Genomic DNA, 21313 nt, shown 5'->3' with positions numbered 1-21313 from the left:
AAACGAGGCGATGCCTCCAAAAACTTTTGCCTGCGGGAGGGCGATCATATTTGGCGGCCCCGGGCATCGTTTTGCGCCATCCATTTTCTGGTGGGTCGGGTGCCCCCGCTGGCTTGTCTGTTCTTGCTCGCCTCAGCTTCGTTCTAGATAGGCGCCGCACGATTCGCGCACGACGAGTGTCGGCGCCAAGGTCAGGGTTCGGCTGGGGAGGCTGGGTTGGGCGATGCGTTCGGCCATCGCTCGGAATGCGACTTCGCCGATGCTCCGGCTCGGTTGCTGCACCGTCGTAAGCCGCGGCGAAACGAGCGAGGTTGCGTCCGCATGCGAGTGCCTGTGTTGACAAGTGACTCACCTGTAATGTCGAGATTCTGACCAGCATTTTTGTTACCGTCAAGGCAGTCCGTTGGTATTCTCAGGGAGGTGCTTTGGTTCGCGGCTCGGATTCGAGTTTTGCGCAACTGCGAGGGTAGGGGATTCTGCCGCGAGAAGGTCGAAGCGACATTGCCGTGATTGAGGATTGTTGCTGCTTCTCGCCGCTCGCCAGCGAAGTATTTATTGCGGATGATGCGAAGGCGGTCGCCCCGCCCCAAATTCCGGTCCGGCAGCCTCGCGTGGGACGGCATCCGGAGCAATCCTTGGTCTTAGGCACCGGCGCTCTTTCGGTCGAAGCTGCCGCACCCAGGTTCGCCGGCGCTCGACTGATCGCCTGATAGTATTTATGCTACAGTGCGGCACAAACGCATTTTTCAACAACGGTTGAACAATGCTTGTCCGTGCGAGTCTGATCCGGCTGGGCTTATCGAACAAAAAGAGGCATTCCATGATCCGCAGCATGTTTCTGTTTTCGGTGGCGTTCGCTGTTGCAGTGCCTTTGTCGGCATGTCGTCTGTTGGCAGCACCCGCTTTTGCTCAGAGCGAGGCCGAGTTGCGCGGCGACAAGCCGCCGCACGACGGAATCTGGCTCGATTCGCTCGACCTTTCGAAGCTGAAGCAAGAATGGGGCGAAGTTCATGCCGGACGGTCGGTCGGCAATGGCCCGATTTCCCTGCACGGCGTCGTCTATCGGCATGGCATCGGAACGCACGCTTCGAGCGACGTGCTCATCGACTTGCACGGCTCCGCGTTGCGTTTTGCCGCCGTTGCGGGCGTCGACGACGATAAAAAAGGAATGGGCTCGGTCCGCTTTCATGTAATCGTCGATGGCAAGAATGTGGCGACGACGCCGATCTTGCACGGTGGCGACGAGCCCAAGTTCTTATCCGCCGATTTGGCCGGCGCGAAGCAATTGCGTCTGTGGATCGACGACGCCGACGACGGCATCGAACACGACCATGCCGATTGGGCCGGCGCGGTGCTGATCTTGAAGCCCGATGCCGAGGCGAAACCGCAGACCATCGATTTGCCGAAGCCGCCGGTGCCGGTGGTCGGCGGTCCGCACGAATCGAAGCCGGCAATTCACAATCCGCATATTGTCGGCTCGACGCCGGGACGGCCGCTGCTATTCCTGATTCCAGCCACCGGCGACGGATCGCTGACCTTTACGGCCCAAAATCTTCCCGCTGGACTCGCGCTCGATGGCAAAACCGGGATCATCAGCGGATCGCTGGCCACCGCCGGCAAGACAGACGTTCGCCTGACGGTCGAAGGTTCGGCTGGCGCGACGTCGTCGGTCCTCACGATCGTCGGCGGCGAGCATCAGCTCGCACTAACGCCGCCAATGGGCTGGAACTCCTGGAACGTCTGGGGCGGCCGGGTCGATGCGGCCAAAGTCCGCGCGGCGGCCGACGGCATGGTCTCCAGCGGCTTGGCAAGGCACGGCTTCCAATTCATCAATATCGACGACACCTGGGAAGGCAAGCGCGACGCCAAAGGCGAAATCCACGGCAACGAAAAATTCGGAGACATGAAAGCCCTGGCCGACTATGTCCACTCGAAAGGCCTCAAGCTCGGCCTCTATTCGTCGCCCGGCCCGACGACTTGCGCGAATTTTCCCGCCAGTTTCGGCCACGAGGAACAAGACGCCAAGACCTACGGCGACTGGGGCGTCGATTACCTCAAATACGATTGGTGCTCATGCCAAAGCAAAGACCGCCGCGCTCCCTACGCGCTCATGCGAGCCGCGCTCGATCGGTCGAGCCGCGATATTGCCTACAGTATGTGCCAGTATGGCGACGAAGACGTTTGGACTTGGGGGCAAAGCGTCGGGGGCAATTGCTGGCGGACCACGGGCGATATTCAAGACACCTGGAACAGCATGGCCAACATCGGTTTCTCGCAGGATGGGCATGAAAAGTATGCCGGTCCGGGCCACTGGAACGATCCCGACATGCTCGTGGTTGGCGTTGTCGGCTGGGGGAACACGCATCCTTCGCGACTGACTCCGACCGAGCAGCAGACGCATATCACGCTTTGGTCGCTTCTTTCCGCGCCGCTGCTAATGGGATGCGATCTGTCGAAACTCGATCCGTTCACGATCGCCCTGTTGAGCAACGACGAAGTCTTGTCGATCGATCAAGACCCGCTCGGCAAGCCGGCCGGCCGCAAGGCGAAGCAGGGCTCGAACGAAGTGTGGTCCCGAGCGTTGTCCGACGGCACGATCGCCGTCGGCCTGTTCAATCGCGGCAGCAACCCGGCGGAGGTAACCGTCCGCTGGGACGAGATCGGCGCGCACGGCAAGCAGCCGATCCGCGATCTGTGGCGGCAAAAGGACGTCGGAGAATTCGCCGACTCCTACACCGCGACAGTGCCTCGCCACGGCGCGGTTCTCATCAAAATCGGCAAACCTGCCGGACAACCCTAATTTGGCGACGGCGATCTTACGCCGGCGCCCGCGCCTGCACCGCGCTGGCTGCAGCACGTTGATTTAGGCCATCATCGGTGGACCGCGCCATTGCTCGACGCCGCCGTATCGCTCCACAATAGCGAGTCGTCGCGCATGTGCAGCGTCACGGTCGAGCTATCGGGCAGCTTTGCGGCTACGGTTGCGACGAAGCCGCTTGCGCTCGGTTCGATTCGCAACGAGCCGGCGGCAATACCCGGTTCGTTCGCTGGAGAATATCGTAGCTCGGCGAGCGTCGCGGCGTAGCGTTTATGCTGATCGTGGAAAACGTGTTGCCGATAGTAGACTTCCATCAGCAGGTCGCGAGCGGCCGCCGTCGGATCGGGTTGGAAGGTGCCTTGCCGCGGCGGCAGCCGTGTAAACTGCACCCGGCCCCATCGCTCGGGCGCATGCATGTTGATGATACCCGGCGGCGACCAAACCCAATTGTCTTCCGCCCGTTTTGGAACCTTCCGATATGTGCCGTCGATAATATCGGCCATCCATTCGACGCGCGAGAAATCGACTCGCCAGGTGTCGCCTTCGCGTGGCGGACTGGCCGCATGCGGAGCGAATTTCTTGAGTTCTGCCCATGGAAACGCGATTTCGACCGACCAGCCTTGATCTGTATCCGAAGGATTGTTGAGCGTGCCGCGCACGTGCACGGCCGAGCGCAGGCCGGGCAAATTGTCGGGATTGTGGATCGGGCCTCCGTCGCGATACGGTTTGTCCAGGCTCAATTCCCAAATCGTGCCGAGCGCGTTGATCTCGAATTCGTGGTAGTGATGGTTTGTCCCTTCCGGGTCGATGAACACTTCGAAATCGTTGTCCTGAAACATGACATCGTTCCTCTTGGTGATCGTCGCCCAGACATGCGGCTCATCGAGCTCGGCGTAGACGTAGAAACACTTTTCGTCCCAGAGCATTTTGGCCCGGGTGCGAAAGCGCGGTCGTGGACGCGCGGAGGCTTCGATATCGACGAAATCTGCCGTCCACGGGGCCGAGCGCCAAGCCGCCTCCCGCGCTCGGCCATCGACGGCGATCGGTTCACGCGTGAAATGGCAAAGATATTGCTGCGGCACGATCGACCGCATCGCATCCCATTGGCCGGCCGGAGAGGGCGGTTTTGCCGTCGGCTCGGCCGCAAACGCGGTGGCGGCGAAGAGCAGCACGCTAGCCAAAATGCCCATCACGAACTTCGCATGTTTCCACATTCGTTTGCGTGCTCCCTATATTGATAAGGTTCAAATTCTTTGCAATGCGCGCCGAGACTGTTCCATCGTAGCAGGCACACTCCGTGTGCCGTCGGCGCTCCGCGGTGCGCCATGCACAAGTGCGGGGCAGACGGCACACGGAGTGTGCCTGCTACTTTGGTCGCGGCCAAAGGCCGCGTTGCTTATTCGTTTGCGTGCTCCCCATACTGCTAAGGTTCAAATTCTTTGCAATGCGCGCCGAGACCGCTCCATCGTAGCAGGCACACTCCGTGTGCCGTCGGCGCTCCGCGGTGCGCCACGCACAAGTGCGGGGCAGACGGCACACGGAGTGTGCCTGCTACTTTGGTCGCGGCAAGGCCGCGAGGTGATATTCGATGATCCTCGCAAGAATGGAATCTTCATCTGCTGCGGAGTACCGAGCGACAGACGTTACCGCAACCGGAGCAAAGCTGCCCGGGATTATTTGGCGGATGTCGTTTTAACCGGCCGCAGCTCGATGTTGTCGATAAAAAAACCGCCCTCGTCCGACTCATGGTCTTGCGCGTTGAATTGGATGACGTTCATCCCGCGACCGTCGGGCCGCCATTTACCGCACGGCGTCGGGTTTGGGTGCCAGTAGAGTTTGCCGGTGTCCTTCTCGGTGACCTTGAAATCGAATGAGCCCGCCTGGCGGTCCAGAGTGATCTCGGCCCGATACCAGACGTGCGGAAGGATCGTGTTCGGGCTGGAGGTATTGCCCAGGCGGAGGCTGTTGATCCACGCTTCTTTTGGATTTCTGGCCCCTTCGTAGCCGAAGCGGAACGTTTGCTCGGGATCGGGCCCGCAAAGAGTGAACCCGTGGAAGAGTTGCCGCACCCCGCTGCTCACTGCAAACGTGGGATCATTGATCGTGCGATTGAACATGAAATCGAACGACACCGACTGTTTGGTGAATGCCGGATCGGTGTTGAAGGCCATCGGCCGTTCGGCGCCTTTGAGCACTTTCAACATCTGGCCGCCGGATGGGTTGGCGACCACGCGATCGCGCGGGTCGGCTTTCCAAAAATCTTGCCCCGAAATTGGCCCGGCGGCAAGCCGATCGAAATTTTGTTGGTAGCCATCTTTAGCGTCGGGTAGACGAACTTCGATGTGTGTGGTGTAGAAGTTGTGTCCGTAGCTGTTCCAGGGACAATAGAGCAGCTTGGTTACGCCCTTTAAGTTCAATGCGTAGGTATTCACCGGCCCGCGAAGAAACACGCCGCGTTTTGCCGTTTCCCACCGTTTGTTCGATTCATTCCAGACACCGATGAACGAATCGGTCGGATACGCCTCGGGATGATGCCGATTTTCGCGCACCGTGAGCGTGCCGACGTCGGTGGGTTTGGCAAATTCGAGAATGATTTGGGCTTGTTGACCGGTGAGCATGTCTTGCCGGAGTTGGTTAATGGAAACCAACGGCTTTTCGGACTTCGTTGCCTTGCGATTCCGGAGCGCCTCGATCGCATCCCCTTCGACCTTTTCGCCGCTGAAATTCACCAATCCCGCGGCGACGAGATCTTGTCCCGGCGGAGTTTCGGCGGTGCTGGTGGAGGGCCGCTCGGCTGCGCAGACGGCGGCCCGGCTATTTTCGCCGGCTCGAACAATCTCGCCGAGTGGATCGACCGAATCCATTCCGGGGGTGCAGTCGAGAGTCCACAAAAGCTTGCCTTCCGCGGAAACCGCGCGTACCCGCCCATCCCACCCCGCGGCATAGATCCGCGAGCCGCTGACGGCAAGCTGCGACACCGCACCCACGGCGACCTGCCACTTCAATTCACCGTCGAGCGAGATGCACGACAGGCGGTCCGCATCGTCGGCGACGTAGAGTTCTCTGCCGTCGCTCGAAAACACCAGGCTTACCGGATCCGCGCCGCTCCAAAGCTGATCGAATTTCACGCTTCCGTCGTTTGCACGCAATTCCAGTTGCCGCCCGGAAAAGAGCTGGGCAATCATTCCGGCGTCGTTGCCCACGGCGATCACCTGCGGGCTGGCTTGCTTGGTCCACGACGCGCCTTGCGCGCCGCTGTCCGGATTCAGGAGGTAAAACGCGTACGACACGGCATTCCAACTTCCGTTTTGAATCTTGACCAGCAGATGCCGGCCGTCGGGGCTCGCGTAGAGCGTCGGGAAGAGTTGTGCATCGGGAATCGGAATGTCGAATTGCCATCGCTTGCGGCCGTCGGCCAAGTTGTAGGCCGCGAGCGAGGCCTTGTAGTGATGGTCGGGAGTCACCCAGCCGTTGTCGCCGGTCTCGCTGAACACCACCAGCGCGTAGTTTGCCCCTTCGGGAATGTAAGCATGAAATGTCGGAATTCGTTCGTCCGTGTCGGAGATCGGCCAGGAGAGCTTGTTGAACGATTTCCAGTAGTCGTCGGCCCAGGCTTCTTTCCACTCGCCCGCGCCGCGCTTCCAACAGACGACGCCGTAGGTGCCGACCGCGAGGACGAACTTGCCATCGCTCGACGCAGCGAAGTGATGGTGCCGTGAGGCCATATCGCCAAATGCCGCGAAGATCTGTTCGGATTGATCATTCGCGTCAACCAGGTGAAACGCCTCTCCGCAGCGCGTCAATTCGCGTGCCGAAAGGCCCGCGTAACGGCCGTCGGGACTGACGAACAGGCTGTCGTTTGTCTCACTTGCTCCGATTCGCTTCGCGAAAACGAGCTGCCCGCTTGTGCCCAGATCCTTGACGACCGCCAGGTTCTTGCCGAAACCCGTCGCCGCCACGGCGATATTCGGACTGTTGTTCGAAGTCGCGATGCGGCTCAAACGCGGACCGACCATATCGGCGAGCCGGGGCAACGACGCCGCCTTGGCATCCGGCTCGCAGTTGATCACAACCCCGGGCTCGGGAATTTTATCAGAATCCCGTATGGCTTCCGGCGCTGCAAAATCTTCTTTCGCGAGTTGTTCGCAAAACGCATCGACTGTCTTACCCAGTCCCGCAGCGTCGCCTCCGACAAGGGCGATGGCATTTTCGCCGTACCCACGCGGGGCATAGAGCGGGGTGATGAACCCTCGGCCGGCGCCGGGAACGTTTCGCGAAATCAAGAGCGGCGCCAAGCCACCGTCACGCGCATTGTTCAACAATGGCCCCATGTTGCTCCCGGCAATTCCAGCCGTGAGAAACAGGCCTCGTTGGGGTTCACTCGGCAGCGGTTTATCGAGCGGGGAATTGACAGCCAACGCAATGCCGCGGGATTCGAGCGCGGCCGAGAGCGCGGCCACTTGCTTTTCGCTTAGCAGCTCTTTCGACGGAAGCAAAAGCGTGATGCGGTCCGATTTCGCGCCAGCGAGCAGGCTTGTCAATTGGCTTGCCCGGAATGTTTCGACATCCGGCCGAGCGACGATCATCTCCGCTAGCGGCTCGCGGACCGTGAATGCGCCGCTGGCGGCTCGGCCGCCAAGCAACTCGGTTACCGTCAGCGTCCAATTTCCGGCAGGAACATAGATGGCCTCGTGGAACGTGCCGTCGCGCGACGTGCCGCGATATTCGTCGACCGCTCGCGAACGCTCGTTATAAATCCGAATTCGTAGCGGCGCTTGCGCTGCCAATGGGCCCGATTGGTCCATCAGCCGCACGTTTAGATTCAGCCGGTCGCCATGCAGAATCGGCTGCACCAGGGGCGCCGCAAGCGGCCGCGGCGCGATTGCATACAATCGGCCGGAAAACTGCCGCAGGTTTACGTTCAGGTGAAGTTTGTCGCCTTCTGTTTCCGGTTGCACGATTTCGTGATCGAACACGTCATAGAGCGTGGGCTTGCCTCCGCCGGCGTCGCTCGCCGCTTGGGCAGGAAATGCGAGATCAACCGTGCGCGGCTGCACGATGCGCGTGTAATTCGCGGAGAAATCGTAGGTCATTCCGCCGTACCAGGGGAACGGGCGGGTTTCGGCTGCCAGGGCGATATAGCGGATCCCTGCTCCATCGAACAAGCCGCGTTCGATCCACGGATCGTCGGTGTCGAGGGGAAATTTCCGGAACCGCGCGACGGCCTGTTTCAGCTTGGCCGCCAGCGACTCGAACTTCGGCGACATGGTGACGTAGCACGAATCGTTTGCGAATCCTGCACCCGCCGGAATAAAGCACGGAAAAGAGAGCCGAGTCGCATGCGGAAAATCGGAGCTGTCCGAATCGACGAACACCCGGCCGCCGGCGCTCACGAAAGCATCGATCGCATGCCGGACCGCTGGGGGCAACTCGGCTTTTTGGTCCACGAGAAAGAGCATTGGATAACGCGGCCGCCCGTCGGCAAGCAGCCAGCCCGCCATCGCATCTTCTTCGTAGACGATATTCGCCTGAACGCCGGCCATCATCAGAGCACCGAGCGTGCCATAGACGGATCCCCAGTGGTGGCCATCCCAACTTTGATTCCTCTCGGTGCCGGCTTGCGTAGTGGAATAGAGCACCGCCGCTTCATTCACGGGCGTGGTTTCGGCGAAGATCGGGCCATACCACTTTGCCAGCCGATTGATCGTGCGGTAGACATCGGCCCCTCGGGCATCGTTATTCGAGCCCGGGGCGTCCAGCGGCGCGGTGAAGGAGATGCCCACGCCTTGCACCCCGCGGCAAAGCGAAAGCATTTCGTTTTTCATGACGATTTCGCCGCCCGCGCCGTTATGGGCATCGTCGACCACGCCCATCAGCGGCAGGTTTGGCCGGCGGAACGATTCCAGCGAATGGAGCACATACCACGGCTGCTGCACGCCCTCGGTGAGATAGTGCGTGAACGATTCCGACATGTTCTTGAAATTCTGCGGCGGATAGGTTCCGTCGTCGAGTCCGCCTTGCCACATGGGAGTGCAGGTCACGTGCGAATTTGGATTGGCGGCATGGACCGCGGCGTTGTAGCTGTCGTACATCGTTCGCAAGGCGGCGACCCAAGCGGCATTTTTCGAACCAAGCCTTTGCGCGGCATTGTCCAGCCACGCTTTGTCATCGCTCGTCCAAGAGCTGTCCCAATCGCCCCAAAAGTCTTCGTCGTGATAGTTCAGGCCGAGATGAGATGGATACCGCCCAGCCCATTGCACGAAGCGCTGCAGATCGGTGTCGTAGCGGTTCAGCCAGAAGTCGCGGAAGCGAAGCGCTTCGCAATGGTGGGAAAGATGGCTGTCGTGAACGATTCCGGCGGCGACGGCCCGGTCGAGATAGTAATCGTTTTCGGGCGTGCCGCCTTGCGGCAGAACGTCGTAGTATTCCGGCGGCGCGAGCGATGGATCGTTCATGTTTCCGTGTGCGTCGCGTCGCCAGGCGTCGAGTTGCCCTTTCTTCGATTCCGCCATGCGATCGGTCTCGCGCGTGAAGCCCCAATCGTGAACTGCCTTGACGTAGTCGCGCAGATAGTTCATCCGCTCCGGCGTATCCTGATAACTCCTTGCGCCGGCCACGGCGGAAAAGCCGTATTCGTGGTAGAGGATGCGCTGCATCGGAGAATCGGCATAGCCGGCGGCAATATCGAGTTGCAAAGGATAGCTTGCCAGGCCGTCGGACTGCGGCGCGAGAGTGTAGGTGCCTGGAAGCAATCGCCGCGTGAACGGCGCGGGCATTTCCACGGCCCTCAGGCGATCGGCATGCGCGTTTGCCGGTTTCGCCTCGGTGTCCGATTGCGCGACTTTGACCTGGGCAATTTTGATTTCCGCGCCCTTGCCGTCGATCAGGCGCAGTGCGACCCTCCGATCGCCATTCTTTGCGCCGCGGCAGACGATTTGCAAAGGAATGGTTTCTCCTTGGCGAAAAGCGCGGCGTCCGTTGGGAGTGAATGCCGCGACCGAGCCTGCGGCATGCTGCGGGACGAACAAGAGGCGCCGTTGCACGAATGGATCGTTCTCGCGATTGGTGCGAGCGATTTCGCCTTTGCCGTAGCGGACGACCACATCGTAGAAGCCAGAAAAAGCGGCCGGCGCTTCGACACTCAATTCCTTGCCGTTGTATCGGGCGGCCAGATGCCGCCAGTCGAGATCATGGCCATCGCACGGCCGGGCCAGCACGGTCCAATCGTTTCCGCTCGGTTTTGGGTCGCCGCTTGCGTCGGCAGCGATCGAAAATGGTTTGCCCGCCTCGGCCGTCTCAGGAAAGGATGCGTCGATCTGGAGATGTTTGATCGAGAAGACGTCGCCGGATTGGAAATCGGGCGACCAGCGGATGAAGACGATCTCCGGCGCGGCAACGCTTGCGTAGAGCCGGCCTGCGCCATCGACGGCGAATTGTCGAACGCCCGGGCCGTAGCCGTCTTTCCGCATCGCTTTGGCGGGGAATGCGATTGGCGGCAGCGGCTTCAGGTCCGGTGAAAGAACGTGGATCTGCTTATCTCCGCCATAGGAATAAATCACATTGCCGTTGTTCAAAACGGCCATGCTGCCGTTATCGTTCGCAAAATTGAGGACCGGAGCCTGCCCCAACAGACGCCCCGAATAGTCGAATGCCAGTAGCGACACGCCCTTCTTGTGAGCGTTATCCGCGCATGTCAGAAACACGCGCTGGCGCTGCGGATCGACGGCCATATTGACGAGATCCGCACGCTTATCGTCCTCCTGCGCGGCGCGGGGCGATTTGGCGTCGTAGCGATAAATATCACCGAGATATTTTCCAGCGAAATCCCACATCCCCACGCGCGCCCATTGAGGGTCGGGTGTTTTGCCGCCGCCCGAATTGTCGGGATGGGTTTCCTCGACGACGAAAATGCGGCCCTCCTTTACGTCGACAGCCATATCGTGCGGGCTCGACCAATTGATATCGCCATGCAGCGATTTATCATCCCCTCCACCGGAAACGAGATTCGATTGCGTCGAACCGTCGGGGCGGAGCATGTCGACGCTCGGCCTTAGACCTCTTGTGCAGCTAATCGCTCTGCCATCTGCCAGCGGCACCAACCTGATGATGCCGGTGCCCCAATGAAAAATGCCGAGCGTTTTCTGCTGATGCCCGTTCGCATCGAAGACGAGGTAGTCGTTGCCGATGAGTGTGATGCGTTTTCCCTCGGCATCCACGGCAATGCCGAATCGCGCCTGCATCGGCTCCAACTGCACGAATTTCTCTTCGGCTGCCGCAACGGCGGGTAGCAGCAAGATCAGGCAGAAAGTAGCGGCCCAAGCGAGACGACGGGATGATGCAGGCAAGCTCACGAAACCTCTCCTCAATCGTCGAGATCAAAACAGGGGGGCGCCGCAAAGATCGTCGGCTCCAAGCGGTCACTTAACTTCCGTAGCGGCGGTTATTGCGAGCAAGGCGGGCGCGCCGAAGCGGCTGCCCTCTGGGCCATACGAAAGATCGATGCTCGAAATTGTCGATTGCGGATGGGGATTGGCCCAGGCGAACTGATACACCACGGCCTGCTCGCCCGACTTGTCGCCGGGAAACGGCGCCGCCCACGCGATTGCGGCGGCGCTGAGGCCCGTCGGCTCGCGCGAAATCCAGTGATCGGCCCCCTCGCCGTATCTCACCGGCACGTCGGCCGTCGTGCCGTCGCTGTAGTGGACGACGTATTTGAAAAGCATCGGCGCCGGCTGATCCGGGCGATCACGATGCCAATCGGCCGTGCGATTGAATGTGTGCAGGAAATACAGCACATCGGCCTTGCAATCGGCCTTAAGTCCGCGAACGAGCTGCGGAAGCTGTCCGCGGGTGCCTGGGCCAGCCAACATCACGCACGCCGGCGCGGGCGAGGTGCGAAAGTCGCGGATCAGGTACGACACTCCGCAAAACTCCTGCTTTCCGACGGCAAGATGCGCGATGTCGCGCCCGCCCTCAAACCAGCCGCGATCTTTGGTGAGATATTGATTGCATTGCTCTTCCAGCGGGAGCGGATTGAACTTCAGATTGGCGGTGGTGAGGATGCGGCCGCCGGCGAATTTTGCGTGCAGGTTGCGCAGCAGCGTGACCACGATGGCTTGCTTTTTCTCGGCATTGACCGGCACCGCCTCCGATGGCTTGATTCGCAGTTGATTGAGTACGATCCCGCCTTGCCCCATTGGATATTTGATCAAGCCGCCGATATTCAACAGCGGCCGCACGCGCCGCGGCCAATCCGATGGCCGCTCGACGCGAAGCCATAGGTTGTCGATGCCGGTGACCTTTTCCGCTTTGTTGAATTCGGCCAACCGCACGACAAGCCGGCGGCACTTCCGCGGCTCGATCGAGAACTCCTGCAGTTCGGCGGTCGGCTTTGTCGCCAGCACGACCGGCCGTGGATCGTCGTCAAACAACAGGTGCAGCTTGGTGGCCACCGCATAGTGAATGTTGAGCACGATACGCAACTGTTTGATCGTTTCCTCGCGAGGGAGGTTCAACATGATCGATGGATTCTTCGTGTCCATGTAGTGGATCAATTTCCAACTATCGGCACTGGTAAAGCCGTTGACGGCGTTGCGAGCCCAGCCGGGTCCGGCGGCGCGAGCGGCCGCCAAGTCCCCGGCCTTCTCTCCGGGGATTTCGCAGAAGGGAGCGATGTCGTCCAAATCGACGATGTTCGTGAATTCGTCGTCGACCAGGTATTTGTCGCCGGCCCAAGGAAACATCTGTTCGCCCGATTCCATCGTCACATCGCGGGACGTAACACCCGACAAAATCGAATCGCGGACCGCCGGCAGATTGACGCGTTCCAATTCAAAGGGTCGGATCAAATGCTTGACGCCCACAAGCCGGTTGAAGCCCGCGAGCCCGTCGGGCGTCAGGCCCCAGGCCATCAGCCAACCGCCTCGAGTCGTGAAATCACGCACACGGTCGGCCGCCGCCGCCAGCGACTCGAGATGCTTCGGCGTGGCATCAAAGACGACGATTTGATGCTTGCCGTCGGCCATCGCGGCAAGCGGATCGTCGGCGAGATCGAACTTCAGGCCCGAATCGGCCAACATTTTCGCGGCCGGACTTTTCGGTTCCATCGCCACGGCGGTGCTTTTCTCCACGAGCCGGTAGCCGTCGCAATACGCCAACAGGTTGTCGAACAAGCGCTGAGCAACCGGATCCGTGGCCAGCTTCTCGCCCACCACCATTTGGCACAGCACCATCAGCCCCGCATTCACCGGGCATTCGGCGATTGCCGAGAAACCAAGCTGCTCATCGCAATGAGCCAGTGACACGGCGCCGCGACTGGCCTTCTTGTAGACATTCCGATAAACCACATGATCGCCAGACCATGTCATGAAGTCGGCCGGCGCCAAACCGGCGAACGCGGGATGCTCGGGATTTTCCATGAACGCGATGCGGCCCACATAGTCGGTCGGCGTCAGATCGGCGGGCAGCGCTTGGAACCGAAGCGGATGTTCCTGTTCGAGCACAAGCAGCCGGACTCCGCGCGCCGCGAGAGCAAGCCAACGCGGGTCGGTCGCATCGCGCGCAGAAATTGCATCGTGGCCGACCAGCACCACACGCGCGTGGTCGGGCACGTCGGCAATTCCCTGGGCTTCCGTGAATGCGATGCCGCGGTTTCGCAGCCGCGCCTTTGCCGTACCCGAGGGATCGATCACGACCAAATCTTGGGCAGCGATCGCCGGCTTCGGTCCCTCGTCGGGAACCAGCACAGCCACGGTTTTCACCTCGCGGAAAACTTGTTCCCCTTTGCGGCGGCAAGTGAGCACGAATTCGCCTGCCGTTCGATGGGCCAGCTTGGGAATGGCGACCGCGATCGTCTCTTCTTGATGCTGTCCCGGCTCGAGCTTGAATATCTTCGTCTCGCCGGCCGCACGTTTTCCGTCGAGACGCAATTCCCAGTCCATTTCGATCGGATCGCTGTAATGCGTGTCATTGAACACTTTGAGGGTGCGGGAAACGGTGTTGCCGCCGCCGAATGTCCAGTTCCATTCGCGACAGAGCACGCACACCGGCTTCCAAGAGTTGTAGTGGAGCGAGGCTTCGTCGGCGCCGAACCAAAAATGCTGCGCCGCGACGCCGTGCCAGCGGTAGCCCTCGGCGAGCATCTTCGCCAACAGACCGGCGCCTTGTTGCGTCGCTGGTCCCCAGCCTGCGAAGCAACCTTCCCCGCCGAACTGACTGAACGCCCCGGGCGTATTGCCGCGCACGAAATACGACTCGCCCATGAAAATCGGGCGATCCGGCACAAGCCGCCACAGCACTTTGCCCCAGGCAATCACGGGCCTTTCATGCGCGATGGTGGCCTTTGCCAAGGTGTATGCTTCGTCGGGATAGTCGCGCCAGAAGCTCTCCTGATAGTGGACGCCGTTGACCGGCAGCGATTCATCCACGAGGCAATTGCCGCCGTCGGTCATTGCCGGACGGGTCGGATCGAGCGCCATCACTGCTCGGGCGCCTCGCTCGATCTGCGGCTCGACTTGTTGCTGCAAGCCGAGGTTGCGGGAATTGATGAACGTGATCTCGTTTTCGATCGACCAGATGAGAATCGACGGGTGATTGCGTTCCTCTTTGACCATTGCCTTAAGCTGGTCGATCCAGTTGTCGAACAGTTCCGTGCCGTTGGCCAGTTGATGGAGATAGTTGGCCCCCTCGCCGTCGAAGATGCCGCTGCGGCGAACGATGATGCCGCGTTGGTCCATGAGATCGAGCGCTTGTTGCTCGTCGAGGCCGCCGAATTGCCGGCCCCAGAATCGCCACGTGTTCTGGCCGTGCGATTTCCACACGGCGATGGCCCCCTCCGGATTCTTTCCGCCATCGCTGAGGGTGCAATCCGCCCAAAGCTGCCACGGCACCCCGTTGAGCTTGAACTGCTGGCCGCTCCACTGCCATTCGCGAAAGCCGAAGTTGGTTCGCCGAACGTCGATGGCCCGGCCGCGAATTTCGATGCGGGTGGTCAAGGCGTAAATCGCCGGATCATCCGGCCACCACAATCGCGGATCTGCCCACGGTTCGTCGATCTCGACGACCTGTTCCCGCCCGGCAGGAATCGTGACCGTGTGGATTGGAAACGACTTCGTCGAATGTTCGCCGGCAAGCAATCGGGCAACGTTTGCAATATCGACCGTGCGGTCCTCCGACGAATTATTGACCAGCGTCAACTCCAAGCCGAGTTGTTTCTTGCGAACCGACGGCTTTGCAAACACGTCGGCGGCATACACTTCGCCGGCGACGATCAGACGAGGCGTGGCTAAGATGCCCGACTTCCCGCCGTAGTCGGCGCTCCCGATCGGGAAATCAAAATACTGGTTGACCCAGTTCTGCGCGCCCATCCAGGCCACGGGCTCGTTGAACAACAGGCGAGGGTTTTTGCCGGCCTTTTTTTCGCTGAAGGCGTAGTACGAATCTTTGACGGCAACGGCAATTTCATTGATCTGGCCCGGCCGGACGGCACGAGTAATGTCGCAGTTCCATGTGGCAAACGGGGCCTTCGTCCAACCGCAAAACTCTCCATTCACAATGACACTGCTGATCAGGCTCTGGGATGGAAACCGCAAGACGAACGAGCGTCGCTTCAAGTCGGCCGGAACGTCGACGCGCGTGCGGTAAACAAAACGATGGCAAAACCGCAATTCGGGCCGCACCTCGAACTTATTGCCCGGCACGGGAATCGACATCCAACGGGCCGTGGCCATGTCGGGAAGATTTTTCGTCGGTCCGGCCCGATCGACGATCTGTTGCTCGTCGAAGCGGCACACTTGCCAGAGGCCATCGAGTGGTAGATCGACGCGTTCGCCTGCCGCCGATGCAGCGGAAGCGAGCTTGAACACGTGCCGCGCTGCCTCCTTGTCGGATTCCGTTTGCCAGTCGTCGTCCGGCTTGAATTTGCCGTTCGGCCGAAAAGGGCCCTTTGAAATGCAAATTGCGTCGGAGTAGTAAAGAATCTTGTCGGCGACCTTCTTGCGGCCGTCCTCCTTGAAGCTCGGCGTCAGCCGGATTTCGAGCGAATGTTTGCCCGCCGATAACTCATCCCGACCCATCTCAAGCCAACCGACGTCGTTCCAAAATCCGACTTCCGTCAAGTCGCTGCTCAGTTCTTGCGATCCGACGGTTTGCCATGCGCCGCGATCGATCCGCCAATCAAACGTGGTCCGCGACGACTCCATGCCGACCCGGTTCCAGATTTCATAGTTGCCCGCCGACGGCGCTTGAAAGTTGTAGCCGAGGAGGATGCCTTCTTTGGGATACTCCTTTTCGATTCTGGCGGCATCCAGGCTTAGGGCGAGCCACTTTTCGCCGGAGAGCAACTGGGGCCGTTCCACGCCGGCCGGGCCGCAGGGAAAGTTCTTGGAAGTCGGATTCTCTCCTTCCAACCATACATAATCGGCAGCGTAAGCCGCGCCAGCGAACCAGAAAGAGAGCAGGACGCCGAGAAGGCACTTCATGGCACGAGATCCTGGGGCAGGCCGGCAGGGCGCAAATGCGCCCTGGAAGGGGGGAAAGCGGTGGGAGCGGAAACTCGCGGCGCCAAGGACGCGTCAAACGCAATCGCAGTTCGTCGAACCTCGCTGCCGTCGGTTCGTTCGCTTCCTGAATCTGTTCAACCACGACTGGTTTGTCAAGCTGCGTGCGGATCGTCGTCGCCAAGCGGAGACTGCCCATGCATAGCATGGGTGTATCAAACCTAACCCGATCGCTAGCCGCCGCAATCGCCGCCTCCTCCGACACGAGAGACCGACGCATGATGCTGGGCGGCCAAGTCAGCGCCAATCGCCGCTCAATTCAAAGGCGGCCCAAAAGCGCGGGGAGAGTTCGTTCACTTGCGGCACCGCTTCGCCCGGCTCAGCGGCCAGTTCCAAGCCATGCATCTCGTCGGTTCGCTTCAGGCCTTCATGCAGCAGCCATAGCTGTGCCTGCCGGAGGTCAGCATCGCTGAGATCGGCGTTGCTCAAATCGAGCTCGACGACTTTTTCCGGCGGCCCAGCCAACTTCAGCCGGGCGCGAACCGCGGGGTTCGTCGGATGGTCGGCCGTCGGCGCCGGGCGAACGCGCTTCGGCGGATCGGGCAACCCGTTCGCGCCGAATGCGCCTCCGACACCCAAAGCGGCGAAACCGCACGCCGCGCCGAGCAGCGCCGCGGCAAAACCGGCCGGAAGCCAGCCGCTCGGCGCACCAATCGGCGATCTAACGGAGAACGGATTCATCGTTATCCCCTCGTTCGTACCGAACCGCAGGATCGCGTCACCCCGCACGCACCGACCCGCTAACGCCCGAAAGGAACCCACTCGGCACCGTCCGCTCGATGGCCGACATTTTCTCGGCCGCGACAATGGCTTCGTCGAACTTTTCGGCAATGCGAAGTTGGTCCGTTTCGTGGTCCAGCCTGTCGCGCAGCTTGAGCTGCTCCTGTTCCTCGGGCGTGAGTTGCGTGCCGGCCGCGGCCGCCGTTGCCAGGCGAACGTCGCCCTTGCGAATCCAGCCCTGCTGCGGCGGGTTCGTGCTCGGCAGGTTGATCAGATACCAATCGCCGTTGGTTTGGCTGACCGTGAGCCGCGTGTCCGTCGGAACTTCGCCGATCGGCTTCTCGCCGGCCATGACGCGTGCCGAGGTCGCCGTGACGATCACGTCGAAAGATTGATCGGCTGCCCGAGCAGGAGCGGCCAGCGCCACGATCCAGCTGGCCGCGATCTGGAACAGGCTCAGGGCTCGAATCGCTTGCGAAGCGATGGCGCTCGGCATTGTCGACCCTTCGCTATGCCCGACCTGCTGTTGATACGGCGAACGCTTATTGTACGACACAGCTTCAGGACGCAACAACCAGGTGGCGTGGACGGCTGGTCGTGCGAACGGCGGTGCCACCGTGGTGCCAACGTGGTGCCATCCGTCGTCGGCATCCGAGGTAAGCCCCGTATGCGGCACAATGCGGCGACTCCGAAGCGCCGCCGCCAGCACACGTTTCAGGTAGGGATCTTTCGAGCGACCGGTATGGCTGGATTAGGGCAACGTGCATGTCAACGTGCCGTAGCCGAGTTGATCGAAGCTGCCGCTGTTGGGCCCGTAATCTCCGCCGCCTCCTTCCGGCGCCACATGCTGCATCATCTTCGTCGTATACGGCGCCGATCGACCCTCGCGCTTCACGTAGTGGTTATAAACCAATGCCCACACGGGGCGAACGATGCCGCGGGCAGTCGGGCTAACGGCCGTGTAGTGCTTTTTAGAGACGAGCACCGCTTGGAACGGCACGTTCTCTCCGAGATTGTATTTCGCCACGTATTCGCAGCCTGCGAGAAAGCGATTGTCGTCGTAGCCGTAGAGATCGTCCCCTTGCTTCCATGCCATTTCGCAAAGGGTGCCCATCAGTCCGATGCCCATCGTCGAGTGGCCTTGGTCGCGCCCCGCTTCCTGCCACTGGCCGAGACCGCCTGGATGAAGGCAAACCACTGCGTGCTTGATTGCGCCATTGCCGGCGCCCTTTTTGAAATACTCGACAGCCTCGTTGTAGATCGACCGCTTGTCGCAGAGCACGCCGATGGCCATCTCCGACGCCATGTTGCACAAGTCCCAATTCGCCCAATAGTGGTCGACCGCGGTGCCGTTGTGCCGCGCCAGAAAATCCGTGTTCAGCGGGTAAAAGACGCGGAGCATCATCTGCTGAAAGCGGTGAAAGTCGTCGGGCTTCCAGCCCTCAAACGTGCGCATGATTTCTCCGGCGTTAGCCAACTCGTAGCCGTAAATGCCGGCGGCCAGAAAACGGTCGGAGCTGCCGCGGACCTCCGTCAATGTGGAAGACCAAGCATTGAGGATTTCGACCGCCTTGAAGGCATACGCCCGATCGCCGGAGATTCGCCATCGCAGGGCGCACGCATAAGCCGCGGCAATGTCGTTATAAAGCGCGGGATAATTCTCCGGTTCCGAGGAACGGCCGCGAACGATGATCGCCACGGGGCGCGGCCGATACGACAGCTGCGCATGCTTGTTGGCCGTGAGCTTGTTCCAGCCCGACATCCACGGTTCCCGCCCGACATGCACCGCGGCCGCCATCCGGCGAAAATCGTCGTCGTTGTGCAACAGGCCAGGATGGACGAACGGGCGATTGTCGCCGGCTGATGCAGCAGATGCGGAGCCGCTCGCTGGAGCTGGGCGAGGAGCGGCCGGCTGGTCGGCTAGTAGCGGCTCTGTCGGCATGGGTGTCAGCGCAGCACCCATCAGCGCAGCACCCATCAAGACCGTGCCGATCAGCAGCTTGATGCGCGCGACCATTGGCGGTCGTGCCAACTGCATTACACGCATGACCAACCTTCCCAGCAACAATTTCGCTTTAGCCAATCGCTACGTTAGTTTGCGGATCGATCGTCGGTCAATGGGCGCCCTTGGTCGGCCGACATTGGCGCGCGTGTCGTTGGAATCACGGTGATGGCGGCACAATGAGCCGCATCGCTCGATCGGATGATGACGTCGAGCGCTTTGGATGCCGCGCCTTCGTCACCGACAAAAGATTCAGGGAGAACTATCTTCACCCGCGAGCCATTTTCGAGGCCAGCGGCATCCAGACCGAGTTTGGCGGCAGCGACGACGTCGCCGAGGTGGTCGTTCAAAGGCGGTTTCTGATTCCAGGCTCCGATCGCGATTGGCTCTCCATTTCAGCGCGAGCCCGGCGGCGGTTGCGAAATCAGGCCAAGCAATGGCTCAATCGCGCTGCCGCGGCCCGCATGACGCCAGAATTGCTGGCGGAACAAGACTCCGATGGTGAAGTCTGGCGGTGGCTGGCCGCGATTGCTGAGTTGGTGCGCGGTCTTACCTAACCAACTGCGGTACTGTAGTCGATTCGCCATCCACGTTTTCTATTTCGCCCCAGCCGTGTGGCAGGGGCGGTTGTGTTGTTCACACACGACCGCCTCCGCACGGGGCGGTTTCTTCCCATGAAGGAGATCGTGTTCATGGAACGATCCCCGTTTGAATTAGCGGCTCTCGCCGCGACCGAATTAATCAATTATGCCCCAATTATCAACGAGTGACTGTCGTTACTTGCCCCGCCACGCTCGGGTGTCCCAGACAACGATTGCGTTATCATCGACTACGGCCAGCCGTTCCCCGCCTGTCGAGAATGAAAGATCCCCCGTCCCGCGGCCGAGGCTGGCGATCGCGGCGCCGGTCGGGGCGAGCCGGCGCAGCTCAATTCTGTCATTTGCGGCGGTCGTTGCGATAAGCCCACCACCCGGCGAGACGGCGACCGCTTTGAACTTCGTGCCCAACTGCCTCGTCTCAGGAGACGCGACGGTCGGGAATTGCCATCCAGTGACCGTTGTCCCGACGCCGAACAACCGCGTGCCGTCGCCCGAGAACCCGATCCATTTCAGCGCATCGCATCCAACCCTGCGTCTGAGCGAACCATCGCTGCCGGCGCACACTTGTATCCAGAATTCGCTCCTTCCGATCCCGCTGAAAAACGGGCCAGCCCACTCGAATCCGGCACCTCGCTGTCCCCGATCCCCACCAGACGCGCCGACGTCAGCTGATAACCACTTGGTGCCGAACAATACGATCGCAGATTCGTCAGGTGCGAACGCCAAGTGCTTGAAGCCAGTGTCCGACAGATCCTTCGACCAAACGCGATTACCGTTGCATATGTCCCAGAGCACGAGTTCGGAGCGCACGACCGTGGCGAGGCGTTTGCTACGCGGCGCGAATGCGAACGGGCCAATCGGGCCCCCGGCGTTTTCCAACGGATGCATTTCGCGGCCCGCGTCGTCTCGAAAAATTTCAGATGTCCCTGCCCGTCCTTTGCGGCAAGCATCAGTCCATCAGGCGCAAATGCGAGCGACAAGGCACCTAACGGTGTGCTCCAGATTTGCCTGTTCGTTGCCACGTTCCACACACGTAACTGCGCAGAGAAATAAGGGTTCGCAGATGCGGCAAATTTGCCATCCGGGGAGAGCGATAGCGCGGAGATCGCACCTGTGTTGCCCACCAGTCCCACGATGCTTGCCCCCGTCTTAGCGTCAACGACATCCACCGAGAAGTCGAGCCTCGTTGCGTATAACCGGGCGTTCATGGAGACGGCGATCAAACGGGCGTCGGGGTCGGCAGGTATCGATTCGGAGCCGCCGCGGGAATTGCCGTCCGCGGCTCCCCACACTCGGATGGATATCGCGTGTGGTGCGGCAACCGTGAAAAGCCTGGTGCCGTCCGGGGAGAACCACATTTTGCCGGGTACGTCGTCGCCACTGGGCCGCTCCACCACTCGGATCAGTTTTCGGCTTTCGATGGTTGCAATGCGGAGCGTCAAATCTTCGCCCACGGATGCAAGCGTTCGCCCATCCGGCGACAAGGCAATTCGCTTGACGGCCGTGCCGTGCCCGGTGGGCCACGCAACTTCGGTCTGCCTGTCCAGGCGTTTGATCGTGAAATCACGGCCCGACGCCGACGTGAACACCACCGTGCTTCCGTCCGATGAAATCGCCG

9 protein-coding genes are annotated in these 21313 nt (G+C 60.8%); 2 read left to right on the top strand and 7 right to left on the bottom strand.

Annotated elements, in window-relative coordinates:
* Window positions 1-820: 820 nt before the first annotated feature.
* Entirely contained in the window at window positions 821-2800 is a 1980-nt protein-coding gene (locus VHX65_07490) for an NPCBM/NEW2 domain-containing protein (protein HEX3998375.1), read from the top strand.
* A gap of 71 nt (window positions 2801-2871) precedes the next feature.
* Here the strand turns inward: VHX65_07490 and VHX65_07485 are convergent, their stop codons facing one another.
* From VHX65_07485 to VHX65_07460, 6 genes are all read right to left on the bottom strand, one after another.
* Window positions 2872-4032: a carbohydrate-binding family 9-like protein gene (locus VHX65_07485; GenBank protein ID HEX3998374.1), complete on the bottom strand. Its 1161-nt coding sequence runs from the start codon at window positions 4030-4032 to the stop codon at window positions 2872-2874.
* 459 nt (window positions 4033-4491) lie between these two features.
* Window positions 4492-11169, bottom strand: a complete 6678-nt coding sequence (locus tag VHX65_07480; protein ID HEX3998373.1) for a PQQ-binding-like beta-propeller repeat protein — start codon at window positions 11167-11169, stop codon at window positions 4492-4494.
* Between the two features lie 66 nt (window positions 11170-11235).
* On the bottom strand, window positions 11236-16296 hold the full coding sequence (locus tag VHX65_07475; protein ID HEX3998372.1) for a glycoside hydrolase family 2 TIM barrel-domain containing protein: 5061 nt from the start codon (window positions 16294-16296) through the stop codon (window positions 11236-11238).
* 315 nt (window positions 16297-16611) lie between these two features.
* The gene (locus VHX65_07470) at window positions 16612-17055 is read right to left on the bottom strand and encodes a hypothetical protein (protein ID HEX3998371.1); all 444 of its coding nucleotides are present in this window, start codon (window positions 17053-17055) and stop codon (window positions 16612-16614) included.
* A gap of 37 nt (window positions 17056-17092) precedes the next feature.
* Window positions 17093-17590, bottom strand: coding sequence for a hypothetical protein (locus VHX65_07465; GenBank protein HEX3998370.1), 498 nt, complete (start codon window positions 17588-17590; stop codon window positions 17093-17095).
* A gap of 255 nt (window positions 17591-17845) precedes the next feature.
* Window positions 17846-19141 carry an alginate lyase family protein gene (locus VHX65_07460; protein ID HEX3998369.1) on the bottom strand — a complete coding sequence of 432 codons (1296 nt, stop codon included), beginning with the start codon at window positions 19139-19141 and terminating at the stop codon, window positions 17846-17848.
* A gap of 134 nt (window positions 19142-19275) precedes the next feature.
* On the opposite strand from VHX65_07460, the gene VHX65_07455 reads away from it, so the two are divergent.
* Window positions 19276-19653: a hypothetical protein gene (locus VHX65_07455; protein HEX3998368.1), complete on the top strand. Its 378-nt coding sequence runs from the start codon at window positions 19276-19278 to the stop codon at window positions 19651-19653.
* A 551-nt stretch (window positions 19654-20204) separates the two neighbouring features.
* Here VHX65_07455 and VHX65_07450 read toward each other — a convergent pair.
* Window positions 20205-21313 (bottom strand): hypothetical protein (locus tag VHX65_07450; protein ID HEX3998367.1); only part of this gene is annotated, 1109 nt, incomplete at its 5' end.

The sequence above is a fragment of the Pirellulales bacterium genome (assembly GCA_036267355.1).
GTDB lineage: Bacteria > Planctomycetota > Planctomycetia > Pirellulales > DATAWG01 > DATAWG01.
The sequence above is the reverse complement of the archived record's forward strand: the minus strand, read 5'-3'. Positions and strand labels throughout refer to the sequence as shown.